At 68.8% G+C, this 21,694-nt stretch carries 16 protein-coding genes, 1 tRNA gene and 1 pseudogene; 5 read left to right on the forward strand and 13 right to left on the reverse strand.

Going from position 1 to position 21,694, the window contains the following annotated elements; all coding sequences use genetic code 11:
* Window positions 1–78: 78 nt before the first annotated feature.
* Window positions 79–963 carry a DMT family transporter gene (locus tag ASD79_RS07750; RefSeq protein WP_056720520.1) on the forward strand — a complete coding sequence of 295 codons (885 nt, stop codon included), beginning with the start codon at window positions 79–81 and terminating at the stop codon, window positions 961–963.
* Here ASD79_RS07750 and ASD79_RS07755 read toward each other — a convergent pair whose 3' ends face one another.
* The 7 genes and pseudogenes from ASD79_RS07755 to murA all read right to left on the reverse strand — a co-directional run bounded on the left by ASD79_RS07755 (window position 964) and on the right by murA (window position 7,259).
* Window positions 964–2,874, reverse strand: a complete 1,911-nt coding sequence (locus ASD79_RS07755; RefSeq protein ID WP_056720458.1) for a M1 family metallopeptidase — start codon at window positions 2,872–2,874, stop codon at window positions 964–966. It lies immediately after the preceding gene.
* Between the two features lie 117 nt (window positions 2,875–2,991).
* A pseudogene (locus ASD79_RS24980) lies at window positions 2,992–3,073 on the reverse strand (hypothetical protein); the annotation flags it as partial.
* 39 nt (window positions 3,074–3,112) lie between these two features.
* Complete coding sequence (locus ASD79_RS07760) at window positions 3,113–4,237, reverse strand: hypothetical protein (RefSeq protein WP_056720459.1); 1,125 nt, start codon at window positions 4,235–4,237, stop codon at window positions 3,113–3,115.
* 186 nt (window positions 4,238–4,423) lie between these two features.
* Window positions 4,424–4,735 (reverse strand): EthD family reductase, encoded by a 312-nt coding sequence (locus ASD79_RS07765; protein ID WP_056720460.1) that lies wholly within the window; start codon window positions 4,733–4,735, stop codon window positions 4,424–4,426.
* A 93-nt stretch (window positions 4,736–4,828) separates the two neighbouring features.
* Window positions 4,829–5,428, reverse strand: coding sequence for a hypothetical protein (locus ASD79_RS07770; RefSeq protein ID WP_056720461.1), 600 nt, complete (start codon window positions 5,426–5,428; stop codon window positions 4,829–4,831).
* A gap of 108 nt (window positions 5,429–5,536) precedes the next feature.
* The gene (locus ASD79_RS07775) at window positions 5,537–5,968 is read right to left on the reverse strand and encodes a DUF2948 family protein (protein ID WP_056720462.1); all 432 of its coding nucleotides are present in this window, start codon (window positions 5,966–5,968) and stop codon (window positions 5,537–5,539) included.
* A complete protein-coding gene (gene murA / locus ASD79_RS07780) occupies window positions 5,961–7,259 on the reverse strand; it encodes a UDP-N-acetylglucosamine 1-carboxyvinyltransferase (protein WP_056720463.1) in 1,299 nt (432 codons plus the stop codon). Before murA ends, ASD79_RS07775 begins: the two co-directional genes overlap by 8 nt.
* Window positions 7,260–7,626: 367 nt before the next feature.
* Between murA and ASD79_RS07785 the strand changes: the two genes are divergently transcribed.
* Window positions 7,627–7,701, forward strand: a tRNA-Thr gene (locus tag ASD79_RS07785).
* A 77-nt stretch (window positions 7,702–7,778) separates the two neighbouring features.
* On the opposite strand, the gene ASD79_RS07790 is transcribed toward ASD79_RS07785, so the two are convergent.
* Window positions 7,779–8,681, reverse strand: coding sequence for a LysR family transcriptional regulator (locus ASD79_RS07790; RefSeq protein WP_056720464.1), 903 nt, complete (start codon window positions 8,679–8,681; stop codon window positions 7,779–7,781).
* 179 nt (window positions 8,682–8,860) lie between these two features.
* On the opposite strand from ASD79_RS07790, the gene ASD79_RS07795 reads away from it, so the two are divergent.
* Complete coding sequence (locus ASD79_RS07795) at window positions 8,861–9,844, forward strand: zinc-binding dehydrogenase (RefSeq protein ID WP_056720465.1); 984 nt, start codon at window positions 8,861–8,863, stop codon at window positions 9,842–9,844.
* Between the two features lie 85 nt (window positions 9,845–9,929).
* Here ASD79_RS07795 and ASD79_RS07800 read toward each other — a convergent pair whose 3' ends face one another.
* From ASD79_RS07800 to ASD79_RS07820, 5 genes are all read right to left on the reverse strand, one after another.
* Window positions 9,930–11,240 carry a sugar porter family MFS transporter gene (locus ASD79_RS07800; protein WP_056720466.1) on the reverse strand — a complete coding sequence of 437 codons (1,311 nt, stop codon included), beginning with the start codon at window positions 11,238–11,240 and terminating at the stop codon, window positions 9,930–9,932.
* A gap of 60 nt (window positions 11,241–11,300) precedes the next feature.
* Window positions 11,301–12,269 carry an ROK family protein gene (locus ASD79_RS07805; RefSeq protein WP_056720467.1) on the reverse strand — a complete coding sequence of 323 codons (969 nt, stop codon included), beginning with the start codon at window positions 12,267–12,269 and terminating at the stop codon, window positions 11,301–11,303.
* Window positions 12,270–12,587: 318 nt separating this feature from the next.
* The gene (locus tag ASD79_RS25415) at window positions 12,588–13,721 is read right to left on the reverse strand and encodes an ROK family transcriptional regulator (RefSeq protein ID WP_056720468.1); all 1,134 of its coding nucleotides are present in this window, start codon (window positions 13,719–13,721) and stop codon (window positions 12,588–12,590) included.
* Window positions 13,722–13,913: 192 nt separating this feature from the next.
* Window positions 13,914–15,239: an L-fuconate dehydratase gene (locus tag ASD79_RS07815; RefSeq protein ID WP_056720469.1), complete on the reverse strand. Its 1,326-nt coding sequence runs from the start codon at window positions 15,237–15,239 to the stop codon at window positions 13,914–13,916.
* Between the two features lie 543 nt (window positions 15,240–15,782).
* On the reverse strand, window positions 15,783–18,545 hold the full coding sequence (locus ASD79_RS07820) for a TonB-dependent receptor (protein ID WP_162252342.1): 2,763 nt from the start codon (window positions 18,543–18,545) through the stop codon (window positions 15,783–15,785).
* Between the two features lie 282 nt (window positions 18,546–18,827).
* Between ASD79_RS07820 and ASD79_RS07825 the strand changes: the two genes are divergently transcribed.
* Window positions 18,828–20,726 (forward strand): alpha-L-fucosidase, encoded by a 1,899-nt coding sequence (locus ASD79_RS07825; RefSeq protein WP_056720471.1) that lies wholly within the window; start codon window positions 18,828–18,830, stop codon window positions 20,724–20,726.
* A 65-nt stretch (window positions 20,727–20,791) separates the two neighbouring features.
* Window positions 20,792–21,586 (forward strand): IclR family transcriptional regulator, encoded by a 795-nt coding sequence (locus ASD79_RS07830; RefSeq protein ID WP_235524358.1) that lies wholly within the window; start codon window positions 20,792–20,794, stop codon window positions 21,584–21,586.
* The last annotated feature ends 108 nt before the right edge of the window (window positions 21,587–21,694 follow it).

Below are 21,694 nucleotides of genomic sequence, written 5' to 3' on the forward strand. Positions count from 1 at the left end.
TTGACTCACCATGGACCCAGGCCCGTTGCATTGCAAAGATGATGGCCTTCACGGATCGCGGCGATGCACGGAGCCGACATGACGCTTTCAACCTCCGGATCGACCTTGGCCGCTCGGTCGGCGCAAGTTCCGCCACATCTCTATTTCGTGGCCAGCGCGGTCTTCCACTATCTGGGCCCGGCCTTCGCGGTGCTGCTGTTCGCCCGGGTCGAGCCGCTGGGCGTCGCCTGGCTGCGGATCGCCAGCGCCGCGATCATCTTCGCGGCCTGGCGGCGACCCTGGCGGTTCTTCCGCCAGCTGTCGGCCGCCGACCGCCGTACAGTGGTCGCCCTGGGCGTGGTGCTGGCCCTGATGAACGCCACCTTCTACCTGGCCATCGACCGACTGCCGCTGGCGACGGTGGGAGCGATCGAGTTCCTCGGCCCGATCGGCCTGGCGGCGTTCGGCATGCGGTCCGTCCGCAACGGGCTGGCCCTGGCCATCGCCGTGCTGGGGGTCTGGCTGCTGACCCAGGTCCGCATCGAGGGTGAGCCGATCGGCTACCTGTTCGCCTTCCTCAACTGCGGGCTGTTCATCCTCTACATCGTGCTCGGCCACCGGATCGCGGCGGGCGGCGGCGTGGCGGGGATCGATCGGCTGGGCATGGCGATGCTGATCGCCATGGTCGCGGCCCTGCCGATCGGCCTGCGCGACGCGGCGCCGGCCTTCGCCCACCCGCTGCTGCTGGCGGCGGCGATCGGGGTCGGGATCTCGTCGTCGGTGATCCCCTATGTCTGCGACCAACTGGCCATGGCGCGGTTGCCGCGCGCCACCTTCGCCCTGCTCCTGGCGCTGCTGCCGGCCACGGCGGCGGTGATCGGCGTGGTCGTGCTGCGCCAGGTTCCCACCCTCTGGGAGATGGTCGCCATCGGCCTGGTGGTGCTGGGCGTGGCGATCCATCGTCCCGAGGGGCGGGACGCCTAGCTACTTGACGATCGTATCCACCGTCTGCCGCGTGACCGCGTGATAGAGCGGCCGGGTCTTGGCGTAGACCCGCTTGGCGATCGGCTGGCCCCACGTGCCCTGCTCCATCAGGTCCTTGAATAGCGGCGCGACGAACTTGCGGCGGCCCTGGTCGGTGAGGAAGGCCTCCAGCGACGGCGTGGCCGGGTCGTAGCGGTTGGCGATGGCCAGTTGCAGCCAGACGAAGCGGATCTCGCTGTTGCCTTGGGCCGACAGGCCGAAGGCCTTGTCCAGGGCCGCCAGCCGCTCGGCCGACAACTGGCGCGGCAGGCTGGCGACGAAGCGGGTGCGCTCAGGCGTGCTCCAGGCCGTCCATTTGGCGCTGGGCGCGGGACCGCCCTTGGCGAAGGCCGCGGCCAGGGCGTCCACCGCCGGGAAGGCGGCCGACTGCACGTGGACGGCGTTGCCGGGCAGGCCGGCCTCGTAGACCCATTTGTCGATGCCGATCGCGGCTTCCAGCTTGGGGTCGCCCTTGATCAGGTTGGCGCGCAGGTCGGCGACGAAGCCGGCCGTGGTCTGCGACTGGAAAGCGTGGCGGGCGAAATATGCCTTCAGATAGGCGTCCCAGCGTTCGCGGCCGACGGCCTTTTCGATGGTCCGCAGGAAGGTCGCGCCTTTCTGGTAGGCGATGTCGGTCATGCCGTCGTCGGGGTCGCGGCCGGTCAGGTCGAGATGCAGCTTGGTGTTGGGGCTGGCGGGCCCGCCGGCGTCCTTGATGGCCTCCTGCAGATCGCTCCAGCCCAGGTCGGCCAGCATGTCGGCGCGTTCCTTGCCGTACAGCTTCTCCATGATCCGGTTCTCGAAATAGTCGGTGAAGCCCTCGTTCAGCCAGAAATCCGACCAGGTGGCGTTGTTGACCAGGTTGCCCGACCACGAGTGGGCCAGTTCATGCGCCACCAGGCTGACCAGCGAGCGGTCGCCGGCGATGATGGTCGGGGTGGCGAAGGTCAGGCGCGGGTTCTCCATGCCGCCGAACGGGAACGACGGCGGCAGCACCAGCAGGTCGTAGCGGCCCCAGGCATAGGGCCCGTAGAGGCTCTCAGCCGCCTCGACCATCTTCTCGACGTCGACCAGCTCGTCGGCGGTTTTGTCCAGCACCGAGGGCTCGGTATAGACGCCGGTCCGCGCGCCCAGCGGCTTGAACGCCAGGTCGCCAATGGCGATGGCGATCAGGTAGGAGGCCACCGGCTTGTCCATCCTGAAGCGATAGAGGCTGCCGCCGGCCACGGGCTCGCCATCGGGGGTCAGCATCTCGGCGCTCATCACCGCCTTCAGGCCTTCGGGCGCGACGATGCGGGCCGTCCAGGTCTGGCGAATGCCGGGGCTGTCCTGGGTGGGGATCCAGGTGCGGTTGAGGATCGCCTCGCCCTGGCTGAACAGGTAGGGCGTCTTCTTGCCGGCCGTCTGGGCCGGGGTCAGCCATTGCAGGGCCGCGCCGCCGGGCGCGCTGTCGTAGCTGACGACGATGCGGCGGGCGCCGTTGAGGGTAACGGTCAGCGGCGCGCCGAGGATCGGGTCGGCCTTGCCCAGGGTCCACGGCAGGGCCACGCCCTTGGCGTCGGCAACGCCCTTGATGACCAGGCCCTTGCTGTCGAGCACCACCTCTTTCGCGTCCGGCGCGGCGGCGATGTCGAGGGCGGCCGTGCCGGTCATCTTCTGGCCGGCGAAGTCGGCGGTCAGGTCGAGGTCGACATGGGTGACCCGGGCGACCAGCGGCTGGGCGTAGGAGTGGATGTCGCGCGCCTCGGGCGTCATCAGGATGGCCGGAACCGGGGGCTGGGCGGGCGTCGCCGCCATCACCGCCGTCGCGGCCGCGCCGCACAGGAGGAGCGCCAGCAGGGCGGCGCGGGCGGCGGTCTTGTTCAAGGTCATGGGAGCCGGTTCCGATTGCGGCGGGGCGTCCGCCCGCGCGTGGACTTTGAACCGTCTTAGCTCAGACCCGCCCGGGGTCCAGCCCCAATACCCCCAACGCTGCCGTCTCGAACTCCGTGCGTCCTTCGAGGCCCGCTTCGCGGGCGCCTCAGGATGAGGAGCTTTGTGCTGATTCCTCATCCTGAGGTGCGAGGCGCAGCCGAGCCTCGAAGGACGCACGGCGTGGGCCCGTTCGCGCTCAGAGATAATCCAGCAAACTCGTCCCGCCCGAATTGACGCTGCCGTCCGAATTGAACATCGAGGCCAGCTTTTCCGACAGGTTCTGCATGGCGATCATCTTGTCGTAGAGCGCCGGGGTCCAGCCCGCCGCCTGGCGTTCCTCGTCGCTCATCGAGGCATATTGGGTGATCAGGGTCTTGCCGAACGCCGAGGGGTCGGACGAGCCCTTCGTGCTGATGAAAGCGCCCGAGACGCTGTCGCGGTTGCGGGTGCGGATTTCGGCCGCCGCCTGGGCGACCTCGTGGTCGGAGAACTGGTCGCCCTTGTTCAGCGCCACCGCCGCCAGCGACCGGTCGTCGAACTTGGAAAAGTCGATCTGGCCGTCGTCGGGGCCGGTGGCCATGCCGTCCTTGGTCGCGGCGGCGTACTGCTTGTTCAGCACGCTGCGGACGTCGGAGGCGACCTTCTCGATGTCGCGGGTGCGGGGGTTGGACACCACCCCGCCGGTGTCCTTGAGATAGGCCGCGACCGGGTCGCCCTCGATGCCCTTGGGCTGGACGCCGGGCTTTTCCGTCGCCTGCTTGAGACCCTCGGTCAGGGCGGCCTTGTCCTTGGCCCACTGGCCCATGGCCTTCTCCTCGGGACCGGCGGCCTCGAGGTTGGCGAGCGCGGCCTTGTAGAGCCCGGTGTAGTCGCCGGTCACCCGCATCACCGAGGCCGAGGCGGAGAGGCTGGCGTCGCGGTTGGCCTTCAGCTGCAGGCTGGCGACCACCTGCTCCTCGATCGGGAACTTGCCGCCCTGGTTGCTGGCGATGGCGTAGAGGCCGCGGCGGTCCAGGCCGCTGACGTCGATCGTGGCCTTGCCGTTCTTGAGGGCGCTGGTCGCCTTGGCGTCGGCCAGCAGCTTGTCGAGCGCCGTGCGCGCGGCGCCGACCACCGCGTCGGTGGCGCGGGTGTCGGTCTGGGCCGCCAGCGCCGCCTGGGCCTGGGCCGACAGGGTGACATTGACGCTGGAGCCGCCGGCCTTGGCGGCCGCAGCGCTAGAGGCGTCCGAAGTGGCGGCCGTCGTCGCGGCGTTGGCCGCCGTCCCGGTGGTCGTCAGATAGGGGTTGGCCGCATAGCCGTTGGTAACGCTGCCGACCATGACCACCCCGACGCATCCGTCGCGAGATTACGAATCGCGACCAGCCTGAAACACCGCCACACAAGGCGGCAACAGGGTTAAGAGCGCATTAACCATCATGAGAGCTGGGGACACACACTCGTTCCCGGCGCCTTGCCATGACGTCCACGGCCATGGAGCGAGTGTGTGTCCCCGTCGTCTCGCACCTCAATCCCGGGCGCTGACCTGGGCGATCGGCGTGATGTCGCTGAAGTTGACGATGTCGCCGCTGACCTCGGCGCCGCGCGGGCCGGCCAGAGAGGCCTGCATGGCGGCGGCGTCCTCGAAGGCCAGGTGAACCATGGCCACGAACGGCGCGGGGCCGCCGTCGGGGGCCGACAGCCCCTTGAACACCTGCACGTCCTTCAGGCCCGTGGAGGCGAAAGCCGCCTTCACCAGCGGGATGTGGACGTCGTCGTAATAGGCCTGATCGAACTTTCCGCCGGGGGTCGCGGGATAGAGCACGCTGAAGATGACCATGTCGTCTCGCCGATCCGCGGCTCCGCTTGAGCGCGGGCCGTCCTGACGTTCACTTAAGCACGGGCGGGACGGGGCGCCACCGAGGCGGCCCCGCTACCGCGCCGCCCACAGGTTGCCGGCGGCGGCCTGCAGGTCGCCCGACACGCCGCGACGGGCCAGGGACAGGCCTTCCAGCTCCACCCGGTCGGCGCGCAGGGTGCGGGGGTGGACGCTGTAGCCCAGGTGATAGACGGCGCGGTCGGTCTTGGTGACCCCGTCCTGGATGAACACCGTCAGCACCCCGACCGGCACGCGGCCCGTCCTGGCCTTGCCCGCCGCCTTGCGCAGGCCGTTCTCGATCCAGTCGACCTCCAGGCGCGGATTGCCGGTGGTCTCGACGCTGTCGCCACGGATCTGCGGCGGGAACCAGACGGTCTGGGTCTGGATCACCTGGCCCTCGTTGACCGAGGTCAGGCGCACCCGCTTGCCGTCGTCCTCGCGCGCGCCGGTCATCACGAAGCTGAGCTTCTGGGCGTCGGCCCTGGCCTGGGCCTGGCGCTCGCTGGCGGCGGCGGTGCGGTCGCGGTCCTCGCGGGCTCGCTCGCGGTGCGAATCCCAGAAGCCGAGACCGGCGATCAGCAGGGCGCCGACCCCGACGAACTCGGCCAGGGTCAGCCAACGGACCTGCAGGCGCTTGCGGGACTCTTCGGTCATCGGGGCTCCGCTCGTGGCAAGGTCGGGGACACACACTCACGGCGAAAACCTAGCCGCATTGGCCCAGGCCGTGCAGTGAGTGTGTGTCCCCAGCTGTATCCGAAACGCTTAGTCCGCGTGAGCCGGCTTGCGCGGCGTCGACCACGGCTCCGAGACGTCGGCCAGGACCACGTCCAGGCAATCGACGCTGACCTTCAGGTCGCCGCCGCCGGCGAAGGTCAGCAGCACGCTGCCGCCCGGCGCCTCACCCGCCTCGAAGGCCACCGACAGCAGTTCGACCACCGCCGACTTGGCGTCGCGGCGCAGCTTGCGGGCCTGAACGCCGGTGACGTCGCCCAGTTGCAGAGCCGAGCGCACGCGCTCACCCTTCCTGCCCGCGCCTTCCCACCGGAAGCGGTTGCAGGCCAGGGTCAGGGTGCGCCCCTGGGCGTCCCAGCGAATGTCGCCGATCTTGGCGACGGCGTCCTGCAGGACGGCGGAGATCACCGCCAGGTCTTCGGCCTCATGGGCCAGCAGCTTCAGGGGGGCGGCGTCAGTCATGGTCGATGTCGCTTTCGGGCTCGCCCTTGATGCGGCGCACCTGTGCTCCGCAAGCGCCCAGCTTCTCTTCCAGCCGTTCGAAGCCGCGGTCCAGGTGATAGATGCGGCTGACCGTGGTTTCGCCGCGCGCCACCAGGCCGGCGATCACCAGGCTGACCGAAGCCCGCAGGTCGGTGGCCATCACCTCGGCCCCCTCCAGCCGCTCGACGCCGCGCACGCGGGCCTCGCCGCCCGACACCGAGATGTCGGCGCCCAGGCGCATCAGCTCCGGGGCGTGCATGAAGCGGTTCTCGAAGATGGTCTCGCGGATGTGGCTCTCGCCCTTGGCCGTGGTCATCAGGGCCATGAACTGGGCCTGCAGATCGGTGGCGAAGCCCGGATAGGGTTGGGTTTCCAGATCGACCGCTTCCAGGCGGTGGCCGTTGCGCTTGATGATCACCCCGTCCTCGGTGCGGATCACGCCGGCCCCGGCCTCTTCCAGCTTGACCAGCAGGCTGTCGATCAGCTCGGGACGGGCGCGGGTCAGCTGGACCTCGCCGCCGGCCATGGCCGCGGCCACGGCGTAGGTGCCCATCTCGATCCGGTCGGGGATCACCGAATGGGTGGCGCCGTGCAGCTTGGCGACGCCGGTGATGGTGATGGTCGGGGTCCCCGCCCCGTCCACCTTGGCGCCCATGGCGTTGAGGCAGATCTGCAGGTCCAGCAGCTCGGGCTCGCAGGCGGCGTTGTGGATCCGCGTCACGCCGTCGGCCAGCACGGCGGCCAGCATGGCGTGCTCGGTGGCGCCCACCGAAACGAACGGGAAGGTGATCTCCGCGCCCTTCAGGCCGCGCGGGGCCTGGGCGTAGACATAGCCCTCGTGCAGGTCGATCTTGGCGCCCAGGGCCTCCAGGGCCTGAAGGTGCAGGTCGACCGGGCGGGCGCCGATGGTGCAGCCGCCGGGCAGGGAAACCTTGGCCTGGCCGGTGCGGGCGATCAGCGGGCCCAGCACGTTGAACGAGGCGCGCATCTGGCGCACCAGCTCGTAGGGCGCGAAGCCGCTGGTGATCTCCGGGGCATGCAGCACCGTCTCGGAACCGTCGGGCCCCTCGCGCTCGTCGACATGGGCGCCCAGGCGGGTCAACAGCTTGCCCAGGAACTTGGTGTCGGCCAGGCGTGGCATGTTGGTCAGGCGCAGCGGCTCGGACGTGAGCAGGCTGGCCGCCATCAGCTTGATGGCCGAATTCTTGGCGCCGCTCACCGGGATGATCCCGTTCAGCTGCGCGCCGCCGGTAATGGCGATACGATCCAATGAAAGTCCCTCGTCGCGCGGCTGAAGACGTGGGGGCGCCGCGCGGTCACATGTGAAGGGGCGGTTCTACCGGTTGCAAGGGCCCACGCAAGAGCCTGCACCGAATCCGCACGGTTCGTCCTCAGTCGGATGACGGTTCGGGGGTTTCCGGCTTGGCCGCCGCCGCGGGCGCGGCCTTCCTACGGCGAAGATTGGTCCGCAGCGCCTGGGCCAGCCGCGCTTCGCGGGCCGCTTTCTCCCCGTGGGGCTTGGTGTCCGACTTGGGGTTTTGGCTCATATGTCCACAGGTGAAAGCCGTGCGACGATCGGTCAAGACGATTTTGGCTTTGCCAACCGCGTTTGGTTCGCTATACGCCCCCTCCTCTTCGCCGCGGTAGCTCAGTGGTAGAGCGCATCCTTGGTAAGGCTGAGGTCCTGGGTTCGAGTCCCAGTCGTGGCACCATCGGGACCCAGACCCTGCAAGGGGTTTGGGTCCCGACCACTCCAATCTCCCCATATCCCTACCTCCCTACGCCGAACCTAGGCGCCGACCTTCCCGTGCGCCGCGCGGGCGGCCAGGGCATGGTCGATCACCGCGCGCACCTTGGGCGATAGCTGTCGGGCGGCCGGATAGAGGGCGTAGAGTTCGCGGTCGGCGACCCGCCAATCGCCGAACGTCAGCTCGATCAACTCGGGAAAGCGGCCGGCCAGCCCCTTGGGCAGATAGCCGACGCCCAGGCCTCCCCGCACGGCGAGGGCGCCGAGGGACAGGTCGTCGACCGAAGCGCCCAGCGCACGCGGCGTGAAGGTGAAGGCCTCGCCGCCCGCCTGGGCGAACCGCCAACCGTGGATCGGCGGCGTGACGACGGCGGGCAGGCGGACCAGGCGACGCGGATGGTCCAGATTGGCGGCTTCGGGCCAGCGCTCAAGGAAAGGGCGGCTGGCGAACACGCCATAGGGCGCGGCCCACAGCTTGCGGGCCACGTGACGGCCGTCCGGCAGCGGGGCCAGCTGGAAGGCGACATCGACGCCCTCCTCGATGAGATCCGGGACCCCGTTGGTCAGGCGCAGGTCCATGACGAGGTCGGGATGGGCCGCGGCGAAGTCCAGCAGTTGGGGCGCGAACTCCTCGTTGCACACATGGTAGGGGGCGGTGACCGTCAGGCGCCCTGACAGCCGGGAGTCGCACAGGTCCAGGCCACGCGTGGCCGCCTCGATCTCGTCCATGGCCGCCGCGCAGCGATCGGCGAAGGCGCGGCCGTCGTCGGTGAGGCCGACGGCGCGGGTGGTGCGGCGCAGCAGCTGGGTCTTCAACCGCTCTTCCAGGGCCGCCACCCGGCGGCTGACCGAACTCGTCGGCAGGCCCAGGCTTCGGGCGGCCGCCACGAAACTGCCCTCGCGCGCCACCCGCAGGAAGATCGCCACGTCGTCATAGCCCAGCATGCGATCGCTCCTCGCCCACGCTTCGGGATTCAGATCGGCGCCGGCGCCGCCGAACGCAAGGCGGGCATTATCCCAAACATGGAAAACAGCGCTCCATGAGCGCGGATTGTCCCATCGGCCCATGGACGGCATCTCCCATCGCGCCTCGCAGCCTCCGCGAGGCCCAAGGAGTAGACCCCATGAAAGCGCTTGTTCAGGACCGGATCGGCTCGCCCCTCGACGTCGTGGAACTGCGGGACGTTCCCAAGCCGCGCGCCGGACCTGGCCAGACTCTGGTGCGGATGGTCGTCGCCGGGATCCACCCGGGCGACTTCTTCTTTACCCAGGGCCTCTATCCCGAAGCCAAGCGGCCCCAATTGCCGGGTCAGATCGTCGGCAACCACGGCGTGGGGCGCGTGGTCTCCGGCGATGGCCGCGCCGACCTGGCGCCGGGGACCCTGGTCGCCTTCAGCGCCGGCCGTGTCTGGGCCGAGTACGCGGCGATCGACACGGCGGCGCTGATCCCGCTGCCGGACGACTATCCGATCGACCGCGCCGCCCAGCTGATGCCGGCGATCACCGCGCGCGACCTGCTGACGGCCAGCGGAGTCCAGGCCGGCCAGTGGCTGGCGGTGACGGCGGGCCACTCGCTGGTCTCGAGCCTCTTGATCCAGATGGCGCGTCGACGCGGCGTGCGCGTGCTGGCGGTCGTCCGCCGTCGGATCGTCGGCCGCGACCTGGAGGCGCTGGGCGCCGAAGCCGTGATCGCGCTCTCCGACCTCCAGATCCCGCTGGCCGAGGCCGTGCGTGCGGCCACGGGCGGAGCCGGCCTGAACGGCGTGGCCGACGCCGTCGGCGGCGAGGTCCTGACCCAGTTGCTGGAGGTCCTGGCCTTGCGCGGCCGGGCGGTGATCGTCGGCGCCTATGACCCCCAGCCCTTCAAGGCCTCGGCGCTGAAGGTGCTGATGGACCTGCTGGAGATCCGCTCGTACGTCTATCGCTACTTCTTCGAGCCGCCGGCCGCCGGGGACGGTGACTATCTGAAAAGCGTTCTCGACGAGCTGGCCGACCCCGCCACCGTCGTGCCCATCGCGGGCCGGCACCGCCTGGAAGATTTCCGCCAGGCCCTCGAGGAGACCGCTGCTCGCCCCGAGGCCGGCAAGCGCGTGCTGGTGTTCGACTAACCCGCGGGTCGCCGGCTCGCGCGGACCGCGATGGGGGCCACCGCGGGCGCGGCCGACAGGATCAGGAAGAGCGCAGCGCGTCGCACTAGTGGCCCCTCCGGAAATCCATGTCCTCGAGGGCGATGCCGTTGGTCTCGGGCATCACCTTCCAGACCCACAGGAACTGCAGCAGCATCATCGCGCCGAAGAAGGCGAACACCCATCCGCCGACATGGGCGGCGAAGACCGGGAACGCCCAGGTGATCGCCGCCGCCATCACCCAGTGGGTGGTGCTGCCCAGCGCCTGGCCCTTGCCCCGCACGGCGCTGGGGAAGACCTCGGAGATGAACACCCAGATGACCGCGCCCTGCGAGATGGCGAAGGCGGCGATGAAGCCCAGCAGCCCGGCCAGGACCAGGGCGCCGTTGGGATGAGCGCTCTCCAGTTGCAGGCCCACCAGGATCAGGGCGACGGCGGTGGCCACCGACCCGAAGTAGAGCAGGGGTTTGCGGCCGTAACGGTCGATCAGGAAGAAGGCCAGCAGGGTGAAGATCAGGTTGGTGCCGCCCACCGCGACCGACTGCAGCAGGGCGCTGTCGACGCCGGCCCCGCCCAGTTCGAAGATGCGCGGGGCGTAGTAGAGCAGCGGGTTGATGCCCGACAGCTGGTTGAACATGGCGATGGCGATGGCGCAGGTCACCGGCACCGAATAGGCCGATTGGAAGAGGCTGGGCTTGGCGGCCGCGACGTCGCGCTCGGCGGCGACGCGCATGTGCGCCACCTCGGCGTCGGGGTCGCGGAAGCCGAGCCGGGCCATCACGCCCCTCGCCTCGCCGTCACGTCCGTTGACGACCAGCCAGCGCGGGCTGTCGGGCAACAGGAAGGTGACCACCAGGAACAGGATCGACGGAACCGCCACGATGCCGAACATCCAGCGCCAGGCGGTGTCGGCCGGCGCGAGGCTGGAGATGACGTAGTTGGAGAGGAAGGCCAGCAGGATGCCCAGCACGATGTTGAGCTGGTTCAGCGCCACCAGCCGTCCGCGCACATGGGTGGGCGCGACCTCGGCGATGTAGATCGGGGTGACGACCGAGGCCGCCCCGATCGCCAGCCCGCCCAGGAAGCGGAACGACACCAGGGCGTACCAGTCGAGGGCCAGGCCCGTCCCCAGCGAGGACACGACGTAGCAGATCGCCACGGCCAGCAGCATGGGCTTGCGCCCGAAGCGGTCCGAGGGCCAGCCGGCGACGAGCGAGCCGATCACCGTGCCGATCAGCGCCGAGGCGACCGTGAAGCCCAGCGCCCCCTCGCTCAGGGCGAAGCGGTCCTGCAGCGCCGAGGTCGTGCCGGAGATCACGGCGGTGTCGAAGCCGAAGAGCAGCCCGCCGAGGGCCGCGCCGGCGGCGCTGAGGATCATCGCCAGGGTGACTCCCGATCTCGTGGGTGGCGGGGCCGCGGTCTGTGTCGTCGTCATGGGTCAGGAGACCTTCGCGAGGGTGGAGACGGAGCTCTGTTGCGCGCCGATCGCCCAGTGCATGGGCCATTGGCGCGTGATCGTGCGGTGGGCGATGGCCAGGGCGCCGGTCAGGCCCGCCGAGGCGCCGGCGGTCGGTGCGGCGACGTAAACGCTCATGTCGAGGTCCCGGACGCTGGCGTCGTAGTCGGCCAGCTTGTCGGTCAGGGCGCGGCGGACCTGTTCGTACATGTTGGCCTGCTGCATGACCCCGCCGCCGATGATGATCCGGTCGGGGCGGACGATGTAGGTCAGGGTGGCGCAAAGGCCGGCGATGTAGTCGGCCTCGATGGCCCAGGCGGGATGATGGGCGGGAAGCTCTTCGGCCGGCGCGCCCCATCGGGCCAGCATGGCCGGTCCGCAGGCCAGGCCCTCCAGGCAGTCGCCATGGAACGGGCAAATGCCTTCGAAGGCCTGGTCGCCGACGGCGCGCGGCAGGCGGATATGGCCGGCCTCGGGATGGTTGGCGCCACCGTGCGGCACGCCGCCGATCAGCAGGCCGACCCCGATGCCGGTGCCGATCGTCACATAGCAGAAGGTGTCGAGCCCCCGGCCGCCGCCGAACAACAGCTCGCCCACGGCCGCGCAGTTAACGTCGGTGTCCAGCGCCATCGGAACGTCCAGCCGCCGCCGGAAGTGGCCCAGGAGGTCGATGTCGCTCCAGCCGGCCTTGGGCGTCGAGGTGATCGAACCGTAGTTGGCCGAGGTCTGGCGCAGGGACAGCGGGCCGAAGCTGCCGATCGCCAGGGCCGACAGCGGGCCATGGGCGGTCGCCGCCCGGTCGAAGAAGGCGCTGGCCGCCCCCAGGGTCTCGTCGGGCGTGGTGGTGGGGATGCGCACCTGGTCGAGGATCACGCCATCCTCGTTGGCCACCCCGCACAGGAACTTCGTCCCGCCGGCCTCGACGCCGCCCAACAACATGCGATCTGACATGGTTTCAATACTCGTGGATGGCGGCTTACTGGCCGGTTTGACGGAGGCGCCCGGCCGGGCAGGCGCCGTCGCGCGCCCGGACCGGGAGGCTAGAACCTGTGGGTGAGGCTGGCGAGATGGCCGTGTCCGGCTTGCGCCGGAGGAGCGAACGCGCGCCCCGCGGCCAGGGACACGGACGTGCGGCGGCAAGCTCTGAAGGTCATTGTTTCCTCACGCGATGCGTCTTTCGAGACGCTATTCTTCCCGCCGGTCGGCGGCGTTATCCAATTAAATCTAGTAAAGTGATTTAGTCGAGTCAACGGCGAGGATGAAGCCCGCCTAGTCGTCGGCGCCTTTCAGGAGCGAGCCGAGGTTGGGGGTGTAGCTGGCATAGAGCGGCAGGAGCCCGGCCCCCACCGCCGGAGCGACTTCGCCGATCCGGCCGCGAAGCAGGCTGGGCGTGAAGAAGTCCCGCGGCGCGCTGGCGGCGATCTTCCCTTCGACCAGCTGGCCAAGGGCCTCCAGGGCGGCCTCGTCCAGGGCGCCGCTGAGCACCACCGCGTCGAGGTCCAAGAGGCTGTTGGCGCCGATGGTGACGAAGGCGATGGCCTCGGCGCAGTCCTCGAGCCAGGCCTGGCGGATCGCGGCGTCGTCGCCGGACCCCAGGCGCGCTTCCAGGCTGTAGAGCGACGCCCTGTGGAGCAGGAAGTCCCGGCCTCCGGGCGTCGCAACCGGCATCGAGGCCAGGGCCGCGGCGTTGCCATGGCGGCCCTGGTGGATCTGGCCGCCCAGCACCAGGCCGCCGCCGACGAAGGCGCCGATGTGGAAATAGAGGTAGTTCTCGATCCCCAGGCCGACGCCGCACAGGAGCTCGGCCAGCGCCGCGGCGTTGCCGTCGTTCTCGAAGAACACCGGACAGTCCAGCCCGGACCGGAAGGCCTCCTCGACATCGGCCCTCCCCCAGTCCTTGGCCTGGTCGGCCGAAACGCCGATCTCGTCGCGCCATTCGCCGATGAACCACGGCATGGCGATGCCGACCCCCAGGAACGCCTCGCGCCGCTCCGGCGCCAGGGCGGCCAGCTGGACCCGGGCGAACCGCGCGATCTCGGCGATCACCGCCTCAGGCTGAGGGAACGTCACGTCATGGGTCTGGGTGGCCAGGACCACGCCGTCGAAGTTCAGCAGCACGCAGGTCAGGCGGTTGCGCCCGATCTCGACGCCGATGGTGAAGCCGTTGTCGCCGTTGATCTTGTAGATCGTGGAGGGCTGGCCCATCCCGCCCGTGCGCCGCCCGGCCACGACCAGCAGGCCGTCGGCTTCCAGGCCTTCGACGATGCGGACGGCCGCCTGGGGCGACAGTCCGGTGATCTTGGCCAGGTCGGCCTTGGAGGCGCCGTCCAGTCGGCGGATCGTCGAGAGGACGAGGCGCTCGTTGTAGCGGCGAACGCCGTTGGAATTGCTGCCGCGCGCCATTCGACGGACACCCTCTAGGCCGGTGGGGCCGGCATGATAGCCGCGCGGCTTCGAGTCGCTAGCCGGTCAATCCTGTCGCCCGTCGTCGGGCCCCACGCCCCTCCCCCATTCGACGAAACCTCGCTCACCGGTTCGGTGCGGGTGCGCGACGCGGATGCGGATCGGCGCCGGAAGGCCGGCGGAGTCCGCTAGCTAGCAGGCGATACGGTCGGCCGGCTTGGCCCCGCCGTCGGCCCGCGCTTCGCCCCGATGCCGGTACTGCTCCAGGGAAGCGGCCTTCATCTGGATCGAGAAGCCGGGCGCCCGCGGCGGCATGTAGGCGGCGTCGCGGATGACGCAGGGCTCGACGAAGTGCTCGTGCAGGTGATCGACATATTCGATGACGCGGCCCTCGCGCGTTCCCGAGAAGCACAGGTAGTCGATCATCGACAGGTGCTGAACGTATTCGCACAATCCCACCCCGCCGGCGTGCGGGCAAACCGGCAGGTCATACTTGGCCGCCATCAGCAGCACGGCCAGGACCTCATTGACCCCGCCCAGCCGGCAGGCGTCGATCTGCACCACGTCGATCGCGCCGTTCATGATGAACTGCTTGAACAGAATGCGGTTCTGGCACATCTCGCCGGTCGCGACCTTGACCTCGCCGATGCCGGCGCGGATGCGGGCGTGGCCGTAGACGTCGTCCGGGCTGGTCGGCTCCTCGATGAACCACGGCTTGGCGAAGGCCAGGGCGTTGACCCAGTCGATGGCCTCCTCGACGTCCCACACCTGGTTGGCGTCGATCATCAGGGTGCGGTCGGGGCCCAGCACCTCGCGCGCGATGCTGACGCGGCGGATGTCGTCGGCGCGGTTGGCGCCGACCTTGAGCTTGATGTGGCGGAAGCCGGCGTCGACGGCCTCCTGGGCCAGGCGCCGCAACTTGGCGTCGTCATAGCCCAGCCAGCCGGCCGAAGTGGTGTAGCAGGGGAAGCCCTCGGCCTCGAGGGTCTCGACCCGCCCGGCCTTGCCCTCGGCGCGGGCTTCCAGCAGCGCCAGCGCCTCGGCGGGCTTGATGCAGTCGGTCAGGTAGCGGAAGTCGATGGCGCGGACCAGTTCGGCGGGCGACATGTCGGCCACCAGCCGCCAGACCGGCTTGCCCTCGGCGCGGGCCCACAGGTCCCAGACCGCGTTGACGACCGCGCCGGTCGCCAGGTGCATGGCGCCCTTGTCGGGGCCGATCCAGCGCAACTGGCTGTCGCCGGTCAGGTGGCGCCAGAAGCGAGCCGGGTCCTGCTTCACCCAGTCCAGATCGATCCCGACCACCAGGTGGCGCATGGCCTCGATCGCCGCGATGCAGATCTCGTTGCCGCGACCGATCGTGAAGGTCAGGCCGTGGCCTTCCAGCCCATCCTGATCGGTTTCCAGCACGACATAGGCCGCCGAATAGTCCGGATCGGGATTCATGGCGTCCGAGCCGTCCAACGCCTGGCTGGTGGGGAAACGCACGTCGGCCGTCCGCAGGCCAGTAATTCGAGCCATCAGGACTGGGCCCCTCTCAGGCTGTGGACGCAGGTCAAGGCGGTGATCTCCAAGGGTCGCGTTCGGGGTCGGGGCGCACGCGGAGGACGATGTTTCAACGGTGATTTCGTATGTGGAATATACGTTCGCATTTAAAATGCAGTCAACACCCTAGCGAACGGCGAGCGCGGACCTGGACCGCGACGCCGATCACCCGGCGGCGCGTTTTCGGGGCTGAAATCAAAGACCAACCTCAAAAAAGGTAGCGATAACATCGTCGCGGATTGTTACGACAAATGCAAGCGCATTTGCATTCTACTTTTACCAATGAACCGCCGGTGTTTCATTGCCTCGCGGACACCTGACGCTCGGAGCGCGCCCTAGGAGCCGTGGACGGTAGGCGTTGAAGGTTGGTTTCGGCCGCGCCTTGCGTCCTTCGAGGCTTCGCTACGCTACGCACCTCAGGATGAGGGAGGCAGCACAGACTTCCTCATCCTGAGGCGCCCTCCAAAGGAGGGCCTCGAAGGACGCAGGGCGCTTCAAGACCTCAGCCGCCCACAGCTCTTAGAACTTCGCGCGCACGCCGGCCGTGAACCTGCGGCCGACATTCTCGTAGCCGCGGCTGTAGCCGTAGGCGTTCTGGTCGATCCGGGCGCTGTCGGTCAGGTTCTGGCCGTCGACGGTCAGGCTGATGCTCTTGGTCAGGTCGTAGCTGGCCGAGAAGTCGACCTGCCCGTAGGACTGGCCATAGCTGCCGTCGCCGAAGGTCGAGGTCGTGCTGTTCACGAACTTGCTGCGGAAGTTGTAGGCGAGGCGAGCGCTGAGGCGGCCGTTCTCGTAGTAGCCGACCAGGTTGTAGCTGTATTTCGAAACGCCAGGCAGCGGCAGCGGCGGCCCGCCCTGCACCGTGGAAACGTCGTCGGCGTCGATGTAGGTGAAGTTGGCGATGACCCCGAAGTCGTCGAACGGCCCCGGCAGGAAGGTCAACGGGGCCTGGACACCCAGCTCCGCGCCCTTCAGCTTGCCGCCGGCCCCGTTGTCGGGCTGCGAGATCGTGAAGGTCCGCGGCACGATCGCCCCGGTCTCGGTCAGGGTGACGTTGATGTTCTCGACGCGGCTGGTCGAGACGACGAAATTCTGGACGTCCTTGTAGAACAGCGCGGCGCTGACCAGGCCGCCCTGGCCGAAATAGTATTCCACCGACACGTCCAGCTGCTTGGCCCGGTACGGGTCGACATTGGGGTTGTTGATGGTGATGAAGCTGGTGTTGGCGTTCACCGTCGTCGACGGCGACAAGGTCGACATCGTCGGACGCGACATCACCTTGGCCACGGCGGCGCGCAGCACCAGGTCTTCCCGCAGGTTGTAGCGAAGGTTCAGGCTGGGCAGCCAGTCGTGGTAGGCGCGCTTGATCGACACCGGCGTGACGCTGGGCAGGGTGGTGGTCGAGGAACCCAGCGAGAAGCGAATCTGCGTCAGGTCCGGGGCGTAGCCGGCCGAGTCCTGGTCGGTGTGCACGTAGCGGAGGCCGACATTGCCGGTCAGCCGGTCGTCGCTCGTCGCGAAATCGGCGCGCAGATAAGCCGAGGCCTCCTTCTCGCCCACCGCGTACTCATTGGCCAGGGCGCGGACCGTCGGCGCGACCTTCAGGATGGCGTCGAGCGGCGCCTTGGCGAACAGCAGCGCCGGGTCGGCCGACAGGAAGGTGCTCGGATATTTCACCGGGCCGTCATAGCTGTTGAAGAAGTGGTCGAACGAATAGAGCCGCATCAGGCTGGAGGCGTCGAACGACGGGCCGTCGACCGAGGCGACGACCGGCAGGCCCAGCAGGCCGGCCAATTGCGCGGCGGTGACCTTGATCTGGCTGGTGCCGAATTCCTGCTTGCGATCCGAATAGCGCGCGCCGGCCTTCACGCCCCGCAGGAAGCCCTGGCCGGTGTCGTAGGCCAGGTCGAGCTTGGTGTCCCAGTTGCGGTCGTCGATCGGCCGGCGATAGTCGCCCGACAGCCCGATGCCCTTGAAGTTGGCCGGGTTCAGCGGGTCATAGCCGCGGGTGAAGTTGAACTGCGGGAGGTTCTTCGGGTCCTGGCGGAAGTCGTAGGAGGCGCTGGCGCGCCCCAGCACCGTCGGCACGAAGCTGTCGAACAGCTGCTCGGCCTTCGAATAGGAGCCCTCGCCGTTCACCGTCAGGCGGCCGAAGTCCAGCTTGAAGCCGGTCCCTCCCGATTTGAGCGTGTTGTAGGTGTTGGAGACGGTGTTGGTGTTGCGATAGTCGACACCGTCGGCGTCGAGGTAGATGACCCGGCCGTTGGCGTCGAGCGCGCTGTCGCGGATGCACCCGCCCGGCGCCACGCCCTGCTGGGCGGTCGGGCAGATGATGCTGGTGAACCGCAGGGTGTTGATCGGCTGGCTGAGCTTGGTCTCGTACTTTGAATAGAGGAAGTCGCCATACAGCTCGATGCGGTCGGTCGGTCGCGCCTGGAACCCGCCGATCGCGGTCACGCGCTTCGAATTGCCCAGGATGATCCGGGTGCCGGCCTCGTGGTTGAAGCGCAGGCTGTCGGCGAAATCGCCGTCCCGGTTGTAGTCGAGCTTGGGCGTGCGGGTGTTCTCGACGCCGTTCTCGAAGCCGAAGCCGCGGAAGGTGTCGGACCGGAAGTCGCGGCGCTGGTAGTTGACGCCCAGGCTGACCCCGAACCGGTCGGAAAACAGGTGATTGACCAGCACGGCCACCTGCGGCTCGACCTTTTGCGACTTCTGCTCGTACAGGCCTTCGGCGCTGATCGCGATGCGGTCGCGACCCAGGTCCAGCGGCCGGGCGGTGTTGATGTTGACCGTCGCGGCCAGGCCGCCGCTGAGCTGATCGGCCGAGGGGGTCTTGTAGACCTCGACCGAACTGACGAAGTCGGAGGCCAGGGTGGCGAATTCGAAGCTGCGACCGCCGCTCGGGGTGGTCAGCACGCGGCCGTTGTATAGGGTTTGGGTGAAATCCGGGCTCAGGCCGCGGACGCTGATCCGCGAGCCTTCGCCGTTGGTGCGGGTGATCTGCACGCCGGTGATGCGCTGCAGGGAGTCGGCCAGGTTCTGGTCGGGGAACTTGCCGATGTCCTCGGCCGAAATGACGTCGCTGATCACCGAGGCGGTGCGCTTGATGGTCGCGGCCTTGGCCAGGCTTTGGCGAAAGCCGGTGACGATGACCTCGTCGACCGTGCTGTCGGCGGCGGCGGGCGGCGGCGGGGCTTCGGCGGCTTGAGCATGGGCCAGGCCCGGAAGCAGGGCCATCAAGGCCAGCGCCGAGACCCCTCCGATGAGCGAACTCTTTTCCAACGTCATATCCTCCCCCGTCAGCGCTTGCCGCGCATTTTGCATGTGGATTTTATGTTCGTATTTAAAATACCTGTCAACTCATTGGCGTAAATTCGGGAAGACCAATATGAAATGCAACTTGCACATATAAACTCATATTGCCTATCTAGGGTCGCGGCCTTTGGGGGACCGGCTGAACGGACCCGGTAGCAACGACCCGGGTCGCCCGGCGCGCCGCTCCGCCACGGCCGCCCAAGACCCGTTCGGCGGTCGACGGCTTTCGAAACCGAGGAAAAAGGTCAGATGAAGAACCTTCGCATCGCGGCGCTAGCCCTGCTGGTCGCGCCCACCCTCGCCCTCGCCCAGACGCCGGACCCGACCGCCGACCAGCGCCGAAGCGCAGAGGCCAACGAACCCACCGGGATCGGCGCGCCGGCCGCGCGCGACAGCCAGGCCCTGGCCCGCGCGCGGGACGGATGGTGGACCCAGGCCCAGCAGACCCGCGACCAGCGGCTGCAATGGTTCCGCGACGCCCGCTTCGGCGTCTTCGTGCACTGGGGCCCCTACTCGGTGCTCGGCGGTCAGTGGGAAGGCCGGCCCAATCCAGGCTATTCCGAGCACATCATGCGCGTGGCGCGCATCCCTCGCGAGACCTACAAGAACGAGGTCGCCGCCAAGTTCCGGCCCGACGCCTATGACGCCCGGGCCTGGGTCAAGCTGATGAAACAGGCCGGGGCCGGCTATGTCATCCTGACCGCCAAGCACCATGACGGCTTCGCCCTGTGGCCGTCCGACGCCAGCGACTACAACATCGCCAAGGTGTCGGGCTTCCAGCGCGCCCCCCTGGCCGAACTGGTCGCGGCGGCGCGGGCCGAGGGCCTGAAGGTCGGCTTCTACTATTCGCACGCCTTCGACTGGGAAGACCCCGACGCCCCCGGCAATGACTGGGACTACGCCAATCCCGGCGGCGACAAGAAGCTGCACGGCGTCGACTGGTGGAACAACGACCCGAAGTTCCTGGTCAACACCCAGCGCTATGTCGACCACAAGGTCGTCCCGCAGCTGACCGAGCTGATCACCCGCTACCACCCCGACATCCTGTGGTTCGACACGCCCGGCAAGCTGCCGTTCTTCCAGCAGGCCCAGGTGGTCGAGGCGGTTCGCCGGATCGATCCGAACGTCGTCATCAACGGCCGGGCGGCGCGCACCGCCGAGGCCAATCTCGGCGACTTCCTCGACACTTCCGACCGGCCGGCCGAACTGCGCCCCACGCCGGGCGACTGGGAAGCCATTCCCACGACCAACGAGTCCTACGGCTACAACGCCCTCGACCACAGCCATAAAAGCGTCGCGCACTTCGTGCGGCTGATCGCCAAGGCGGCGGCCAAGGGCGGCAACATCCTGCTCAACATCGGTCCCAAGGGCGACGGGACGATCGACGCGCCCGACGCGGCGATCCTGCAGGGCGTCGGCCGCTGGATGGCCGTCAACGGCGACAGCATCCACGGCTCGACGCGCACGCCGCTGGACCGCCAGGCCTGGGGCGACAGCACGATCAAGGGCGACCAGCTCTATCTGCACGTCTTCGACTGGCCCAAGGGCGGAACCCTGCGGCTGGGCGGCCTGCTGAGCCCGCCCAAGAGCGCCTGGCTGATGGCGAACAAGACGCCGGTGACGTTCCGCCGCGTCGGCGCCGGCGACTACGAGTTCAGCCTGCCCAAACAGGCGCCCGACGCCGCCGACAGCGTCATCGTCGTCAAGACCGACGGTCCGGTGCGGGGAGAGGCCGGACGCCTGATCGAGACCCGCTGGGGCGACAACCAGCTTCTGGCCTTCGACGCCCAGGCTCGCGGCGCGGGCTTCACCTATGGCGACGGCAAGACCGCGCGGTTCTATGTCGACGGGTTGGAACGGGCCGGAAACAGCCTGGCCTGGCCGGTCCGGGCCACGCAGGGCGCCCCGGTCAAGGCCAGCCTGCGCTACAGCACGCCGGGCCCGGTGGGTCCGAACGCCCGCTTCGTCCTGCGCTACGGCGCCGCGACCCTGTCCGCGCCGATCACCGCGACGGCCTCGCCGACGGACCTGCGGCGCCTGGATCTGGGCGCGCTGCCGCTGCGGGCCGGAGACCTGGCCGACCTGACTCTGGCCATCGAAGGCGGCGATGCGCCGGTCCATGTTTTCGATTTGCAACTGGAGCGATGATGAAGGTCCCTTCCGTTCGCCCCCACCCATCGGCTATCCCTTTGTCCATGACACGGGAGAAGCCGGTGGCGGGCGCATTGAGCAAGGCCGGGATCGACGGCGACGACGAGCAGCGCTATCGGGCGCCGGCCCTCGAAAAGGGCCTGGACATCCTGGAGCTGATCTCGCGAGCGTCCGAGCCCATGTCGATCGGGATGATCACCCAGGCGCTGGGCCGCTCGACCGGCGAGCTGTTCCGGATGATCCAGGTGCTGGAATATCGCGGCTTCATCGAACAGAGCGGCGCCGGCTATGTGCCTACGGCGCGCCTGTTCGCGCTGGGCATGGAGCAGGCCCCGGTCAAGTCGATCCTGGAGGTGGCCCTGCCGGTCATGCGCAAGCTGGCCGAGGAGGCCGAACAGAGCTGCCACCTGGCGCTGCGGGCCGACGGCGACATCGTCGTCGCCGCGCGGATGGAGTCGGCCGGGCTGATCGGCTTCTCGGTGCGCATCGGCTATCGCCAGCCCCTGGTGCTGACCGGCTCGGGCACGGTGCTCTACGCGTTCCAGTCGCCGGCCACCCGGGCGCGCTGGGAGGCCGCGTTCGACCCGAACCTGCCGGCTGACAAGCTGGCGGCCTTCCGGGCCCGCGCCGATCGCGTCCAGGCCAACGGCTATGACGAGCATCCCAGCGACGTCGTGCCCGGCATCGTCGACCTGGCCGCGCCGGTCCTGCGCGGCGAGGTCGCGGCCGCCGCCCTGACCATGCCCTTCGTGCGCAAGGTGCCGCTCAATGTCGAGCAGGGCCACGCCCTGCAGATGGTGCGCGAGGCCGCGCGCGAGATCTCGTCCGAACTGGCCTCGAGCGACGTGCGGGTCTGACCGTCGGGTGATGGGCGCCGGCTACCGGCCAGCGCCCTCCGTTCCCTGTCATCCCGGATCTGCGCGCTGCGCGCTTGTCCGGGATGACAGGATTTGTATGCCCTTCGT

Source organism: Caulobacter sp. Root655 (assembly GCF_001427665.1).
In the GTDB taxonomy this organism is placed as follows: Bacteria; Pseudomonadota; Alphaproteobacteria; order Caulobacterales; family Caulobacteraceae; genus Caulobacter.